The 6629-nt window shown below is 45.5% G+C and carries 7 protein-coding genes and 1 pseudogene; 5 read left to right on the top strand and 3 right to left on the bottom strand.

The annotated features are described in order from the left end of the window. The first annotated feature begins 29 nt into the window (after window positions 1-29). Complete coding sequence (locus tag AC805_RS22985) at window positions 30-356, top strand: low molecular weight protein tyrosine phosphatase family protein (RefSeq protein WP_055077567.1); 327 nt, start codon at window positions 30-32, stop codon at window positions 354-356. A 215-nt stretch (window positions 357-571) separates the two neighbouring features. Here AC805_RS22985 and bchI read toward each other — a convergent pair whose 3' ends face one another. From bchI to AC805_RS22970, 3 genes are all read right to left on the bottom strand, one after another. Next, window positions 572-1645 (bottom strand): magnesium chelatase ATPase subunit I, encoded by a 1074-nt coding sequence (gene bchI, locus AC805_RS22980; RefSeq protein WP_231664239.1) that lies wholly within the window; start codon window positions 1643-1645, stop codon window positions 572-574. Between the two features lie 301 nt (window positions 1646-1946). Then, a complete protein-coding gene (locus AC805_RS22975; protein ID WP_055077566.1) occupies window positions 1947-3005 on the bottom strand; it encodes a M23 family metallopeptidase in 1059 nt (352 codons plus the stop codon). A 9-nt stretch (window positions 3006-3014) separates the two neighbouring features. Beyond that, window positions 3015-3731 (bottom strand): biotin--[acetyl-CoA-carboxylase] ligase, encoded by a 717-nt coding sequence (locus AC805_RS22970; protein ID WP_197278826.1) that lies wholly within the window; start codon window positions 3729-3731, stop codon window positions 3015-3017. 97 nt (window positions 3732-3828) lie between these two features. Between AC805_RS22970 and glyQ the strand changes: the two genes are divergently transcribed. The 4 genes and pseudogenes from glyQ (at window position 3829) to cpcA (ending at window position 6531) form a co-directional block, all read left to right on the top strand. Continuing rightward, window positions 3829-4743 carry a glycine--tRNA ligase subunit alpha gene (gene glyQ / locus AC805_RS22965; protein WP_055077564.1) on the top strand — a complete coding sequence of 305 codons (915 nt, stop codon included), beginning with the start codon at window positions 3829-3831 and terminating at the stop codon, window positions 4741-4743. 205 nt (window positions 4744-4948) lie between these two features. Beyond that, a pseudogene (locus AC805_RS27545) lies at window positions 4949-5077 on the top strand (phycoerythrobilin:ferredoxin oxidoreductase); the annotation flags it as partial. Window positions 5078-5459: 382 nt separating this feature from the next. Continuing rightward, window positions 5460-5981, top strand: a complete 522-nt coding sequence (locus AC805_RS22960) for a phycocyanin subunit beta (protein WP_055077563.1) — start codon at window positions 5460-5462, stop codon at window positions 5979-5981. A gap of 58 nt (window positions 5982-6039) precedes the next feature. After that, window positions 6040-6531 carry a phycocyanin subunit alpha gene (cpcA, locus tag AC805_RS22955; protein ID WP_055077562.1) on the top strand — a complete coding sequence of 164 codons (492 nt, stop codon included), beginning with the start codon at window positions 6040-6042 and terminating at the stop codon, window positions 6529-6531. Window positions 6532-6629: the final 98 nt, after the last annotated feature.

The raw sequence follows: 6629 nt of genomic DNA, 5'->3' as shown, positions 1-6629 counted from the left end.
CGCCCATCCTTACCTATTTAGCACTAGCCATGAAGTTATTATTTGTATGCGGGAAAAATAGATTACGCAGTCCCACTGCCGAAGCAATATTTGCCGATTATGAGGGGCTGGATGTAGATTCCGCAGGGGTAGATCGAGAAGCGGACATACCTTTAAGTGGCGAGGCAATTATCTGGGCTGATGTGATTTTTGTCATGGAGAAATCCTATCGCCGTAAGATTTTAAAAAATTTTCAGCGATATCTTATAAATAAACGAGTGGTTTGTTTAGATATTCCCGATCGCTATGAATATATGGAGCCAGCCTTAATTGATCTACTGAAAAAGAAGGTACTACCATTGCTCGGCACTTTCTAATTTGCTTCCTACGCCCCAATTAATAGTGGTGCGCGTCTTTGCCGCGCACCACTATTAATACCAATTCCCAAAAGTGTGGCTACACTTTTGGGAATTAAAAACCAAACCCAGTAAGGGTTTTAAAATCACAAAATGGCGTAGCCATTTTGTGATTTGGTATTACTGGGTTTAGTGTTTAATTCACGAAAGTGTGACAACACTTTCGTGAATTGGTATTACTCTTCTTCAATTCCAAAAACTTGATTGAAGGTTTTGAGAACTTTGTAACCCGTATCAATGGATTCGAGAGGATCTTTGCGCAGACGGTGGCGGAGACATAGACCAATGACACGCTTGATGTCATCTACTTCTACTTCCTTGCGACCTTCAAAAGCAGCGATCGCTCTAGAGGCTCGATTGCTAACAATATCGCCGCGTAGACCATCAACATTCAGTTCCGAGCAAACTCTGGAGATATTCAGTCGTAGATCGTGAGGAATATCAACTTCACCGAGAATTGTTTGCGCTTTAACGATTTTAGACTGGAGATCTTCCTGTTGAGATGCATAGTCTTTGAGGAAGCCGTGAGGATTGCTATCAAAATTAGTCCGCTCTTCAACTACGCGCACTCGTAGTTCTGGCTCGCGGACAGTGCGAATTTCTGCATACATCCCAAAGCGATCGAGTAATTGAGGACGTAATTCTCCTTCTTCAGGGTTGCCCGATCCGACCAAGACGAATCTGGCAGGGTGGCGGATGGAGATCCCTTCCCGCTCAACGGTATTCCAGCCCGAAGCGGCTGAGTCTAGTAATACATCGACGAGGTGATCGTCGAGGAGATTTACTTCATCAATGTAGAGAATGCCGCGATTAGCTTTAGCAAGTAGTCCTAGTTCAAAAGCTTTGACCCCTTCCGATAGCGCTTTTTCAATATCGATGGTTCCGCATACACGGTCTTCGGTTGCACCGAGGGGTAAATCCACCATGATTACTTGCTTGGTGCTAACGGGTAATGTTTCACCATCAGCAATACGGCGGCGCACTTCTTCACTTTGTAAGTCGCCATCAGTGGGGTGGCTGCTAAAGGGATCGTCTGCAACAACTTCAATTTCGGGTAGGAGGTCGGCAAGGGCGCGAACGGTGGTGGATTTGCCCGTACCGCGATCGCCCATGACCATCACTCCACCGATTTTGGGATCGATGACGTTGAGCAACAGGGCGAGCTTCATCTCTTCCTGTCCGATCACAGCGGTGAAAGGAAATACAGGTCGTCTCGTCGTTACGGTTGGTTTAATGGGAGTAGCAATCAAGGTTTTTTAAATTTTGGATCGATAAAATTGTCACTCTAGCCAATATACAACTTTTCATCTACCATCTTCGGGAAAATCATGGAAAGACTACTAAGTAGCTACTCCCTTCCCAGTGAAGAATTAGCGTTGCGGCGCTTCGCGCCGCAACGCTAATTCTTCACTGGGAAGGGAGTAGGCATAATTAAAAACCAAAACCAGAGAGCGTACAGCCCGCTACGCGGGCTGTACGCTCTTCTAGTTTCTAAGTTTACTTGTGCGTAGCTAATTATTGTTTAATGACCTAGCTGTAAAAGGCGATCGCCTAAGCCTTATTGGGAGACTTCGTGGTTTGAGCGAGATATTTCTCTAATTGCTCCATGGCAAGCATCAACTGTGGTGTGGGGTCGATCGCTACCAAACCATCTTTCATCTTTTGCCAAATCTCAAAATGTAGGTGGGGGCCAGTTGCCATACCCGTACTACCGACTAAACCAATCACCGTCCCCTGTTTGATTTCCTGACCTGGTTTAACTAATACTTCAGATAGATGGGCATAGCGAGTTTCATGGGTTTCACCATGGGAAATGACGACGATTAAACCATAGCCACCCAGCCATCCCGCTATTTCGACACGACCGCTAAAGGCAGCAATTACAGGCGTTCCTTCAGGTGCGGCTAAGTCTGTTCCTTGGTGAAAGCGGACTTGACCCGTAACTGGATGCACGCGAGTTCCAAACAAAGAACTAATGGTAGTCGGCGCAATTAATGGGAACAACATGCGCTTGTCGCCATTGCTAGGCAAGCTCATGGCAGCAATTTCTTGGGGGGTGAGGCGACGGACTTGGATGGAGTTATCCCCAGATGCGGCGGCGTAAAGGACATTGCCGTTTTGGTAGTAGTTTTGCTTAGAAGCGATCGCGACTTCTGGAGCGCAGAGATTGTTACTGCGACCTGAAATTTCACTAGCCTTTGCCTGACAGCCGTTTGAACGATTTTCGAGGACAATTTCGACGGGTTGCGATCGCTTGACATCAGTTTTTGAACCCGATCTCGATGAAACCGTAGATGCAGACTCGATATTAACCCTCGGAGAGTCTTGGACGGAGTCTTTATAGCCAGAATTTCCTACGGCTTGATCGACTGGCGCTGAATTTGGGGCAGCAGTAAAGCTACTTTTACCTTCAATTTCGATTGTGGTAGGCGCGACAGGGGCGACCCGAGGTTGGGACTGAGTTGCTGGGGTGGAAGGTTGAGATACTGCGATATCAGGTGAGATGGCGGATTTATTAGCGGCATATGCAGAGCCAACTAGAAGATAGTTATTTGTAAAGAGGCAAAGCAGCGTTGCTAGGGTAATTGTCGAGATTGTGGATTTGCGCATATTTTAAGTCTACTGATAGCCGACAGAAAAGTTTTGGGGCTGATAGATCGCGTTTTGGGAATTTCCCTCCCATCTTACTACCAGTTCGCCTGTTGGTCTAATGTCGATTATTTCTCCCTGAAGTTCCCAACCATCAACCGTTTGGCTCACTTTTTGGCGATCCAGCATCTGTAAATATTCCGCCAAAATGCCCACCATTCCTTCATGTTCGCTGCGACTCTGTCCCAGTTCGATGCCTGCTAGCACTACCTCAATGAGTTCGTCCATACTCGATAAAGTGGTCGGCAATTCGCCAAGGGCGATCGCGCTTTCGGGTACTTGATTCGTCCAGTTAATACCGATCCCCACTACTGCATACAGAATTTTGCCCGCCTCGATTCTCGTTTCAGTGAGGATACCTCCTAGCTTGCGGCGATCGATTAATAGATCGTTCAGCCATTTAAGCTTTACATTTACCCCAGTTTCATTGAGTGCCTTGGCAATTCCCCAAGCTGACCAGAGCGTAATTTGATTTGCCTGTGATGCTGCTAAGTTAGGCTGCAAAATTACCGACATAAACAACCCACCCAAGTCAGACTGCCATTGCTTGCCACGTTGCCCCCTGCCTTTTGTTTGACGTTTGGCAATAATCGCAGTTTGGGATGCAACTTCAAGGCGATCGATCAATCGCCAAGCTTCACTATTGGTCGAGTCCAGCTCTTCGTAGTTGATAACTGTAAAATTCACAAAGTAAAATTCACAAAGTAATATCCACTCAAAAGATAACACCAGATAACACTACGCTGATAGGATAAAAAACACTAGTGTTATCGTCCCGTACAGCATGGATTTTCAGTCGGTTATATTGGCATTGCAAACCTATTGGAGCGATCGCGGATGTTTGATTGCCCAGCCCTACGATATAGAAAAGGGGGCTGGTACCATGAGTCCGCATACTTTTTTAAGAGCGATCGGTCCAGAGCCTTGGAGTGTCGCCTATGTCGAACCATGTCGCCGCCCAACCGATGGGCGCTATGGGCAAAATCCCAATCGCTTGCAACATTACTACCAATTTCAAGTCATCCTCAAGCCATCCCCCGATGATGTACTCGATCTATATCTAAATAGTCTCAAACATCTTGGTATCGATCCCGCCGATCATGATATCCGTTTTGTCGAAGATGATTGGGAATCACCGACCCTTGGTGCTTGGGGTGTAGGTTGGGAAGTCTGGCTAGATGGAATGGAAGTTACCCAGTTTACCTATTTTCAACAGGTTGGCGGTTTAGATTGTCGTCCCGTCTCTGCGGAAATCACCTATGGTTTGGAACGTCTAGTTATGTATCTGCAAGGGGTGGATTCGGTTTATGACATCCTATGGCGATCGCACCCCACCCTAGGCAACATCAAATACGGTCAAGTGCATCATCAAGGAGAGGTCGAGCATAGCGGCTATAACTTCGGTAACTTTGGTGGTAAACCACAGGATTCTGACTTGTTGTTCCAGCTTTTCTTACAGTATGAAAAAGAAGCAGGGCATTTGTTAGAAGCTGAATTAGTATTACCAGCCTTTGACTATGTTTTGAAATGCTCCCATTCCTTTAACTTGCTAGATGCAAGAGGGGTGATTTCCGTAACCGAAAGGGTGCGCTATATCGGACGTATTCGCAACTTAGCGCGTCAAGTTGCCAAACTGTATTACGCCCAGAGAGAAGCATTAGGCTTTCCTTTAGGTGCTGAGTTAGGCGTACCAATTTAAAAAGGACGGGCGGCGCTTCGCGCCGCCCGTCCTTTTTAAACTTTCTTGGCTCAGAGATCGGGACGCTCTTTGGTTTTATTTTTTAATCATCTTGCAATTGCGATAAGTAGCTAGGCATAAGTAAACTTAAAACCCAGAAGAGCATACCGCCCGCGCAGCGGGCGGTATGCTCTCTGGTTTTGGTTTTTAATTATGCCTAGCTACTTACTTGCGCTATCGTGCGGAAAAGAAGACCACTAGGGGAATGCTCAATCGATTCAATCGATTCTATGGTTCGGGATGGACAGAAGGATATATTCATGGCTTCCAGTTTGATTTAGAGCGCAAATCTTAGATTGTGAATTGCTTCTGCGATCGCAAATTATGGGATTTGTTAACGAGTACTTTATAAATTGTGACAATCCGTAATGAAAAACGATCCAACGACATAGTATAAACAAAGAAGCTGAAAATTTGAACGAGTTAAACGAAGCTAAATGAATAATTGACTGAGTATTTATACTCGATATCTTCGATGTCTGTAGTCGGTACTGGTATTCAATGATTTATTTAATTTCGTCTTCAATCAAATTATTCGGTCTATTTAAAAATATAAATTTTTCTAGTTTGTTTTAACTACAGATTAGAACAACTCCCTAGACTAAATATCCATTGATGGGTTTTACCTATCACAGTCTTTTAAAAGACACTTAAACACATTTGGAGATAAACGTAACATGACATTAGATGTATTTGCCAAGGTAGTATCCCAAGCTGATTCGCGTGGTGCATACCTCACTTCTTCTCAACTAGATGCATTGAGCGCATTTGTTGCTGAAGGTAACAAGCGTATCGACACAGTTAACCGCATTACCAGCAACTCTTCGACCATCGTTGCTAATGCTGCTCGTGCTTTGTTCGCCGAACAACCTGCCTTGATCGCTCCTGGTGGAAATGCATACACCAACCGTCGTATGGCTGCTTGCTTACGCGACATGGAAATCATCTTGCGTTATGTTACCTACGCTATCTATGCAGGCGACTCCAGCATCCTCGACGATCGCTGCCTCAATGGTTTGAGAGAAACCTACTTGGCTCTCGGTACTCCTGGCGCTTCCGTTGCTGTAGGCGTACAAAAAATGAAAGAAGCCGCTATTGCGATCGCTAACGATCCTAATGGCGTAACCCGTGGTGATTGCAGCAGCTTGATGTCTGAACTCAGCAGCTACTTTGACAGAGCCGCAGCCGCAGTTTCCTAGTTTTTAATTCTTTTGTTTAATTCGCGTTAATAATTTTTATTTGGAGATATTGTAAATCATGTCGAAGACCCCTTTAACCGAAGCACTAGCTACAGCAGATTCTCAAGGTCGTTTCCTCAGCTCTAGCGAATTGCAAGTTGCTTTTGGTCGTTTCCGTCAAGCAGGTTCTGGACTAGCTGCTGCTAAAGCTTTGACCGAAAAGGCTGAGTCCTTGGTATCTGGTGCTGCTAATGCTGTTTACCAAAAGTATCCTTACACCACCACCACCCCTGGTCACAACTTCGCTTCTAGCCAAACTGGTAAAGAGAAGTGTGCAAGAGACATCGGTTACTACCTCCGCATTGTTACCTACTCTCTAGTTGTTGGTGGTACAGGTCCTCTTGATGATTACCTCATCGCTGGTTTGGCTGAAATCAACCGTACCTTTGAATTGTCTCCTAGCTGGTACGTTGAAGCTTTGAAGTACATCAAAGCAAACCATGGTTTGTCTGGTGATGCTGCTGTTGAAGCTAACTCCTACCTCGATTACGCAATCAACGCATTGCTATAGTCTGGTCTAGAAAACAAAAAGCACCCCAATGGGGTGCTTTTTGTTTTCTGGATTTATTAGTGCCATTTAGCTAACCATAAAACCTGCGGCGCACGCGC

The sequence above is a fragment of the Pseudanabaena sp. 'Roaring Creek' genome (assembly GCF_001402795.1).
In the GTDB taxonomy this organism is placed as follows: domain Bacteria; phylum Cyanobacteriota; class Cyanobacteriia; order Pseudanabaenales; family Pseudanabaenaceae; genus Pseudanabaena.
The sequence above is the reverse complement of the archived record's forward strand: the minus strand, read 5'-3'. Positions and strand labels throughout refer to the sequence as shown.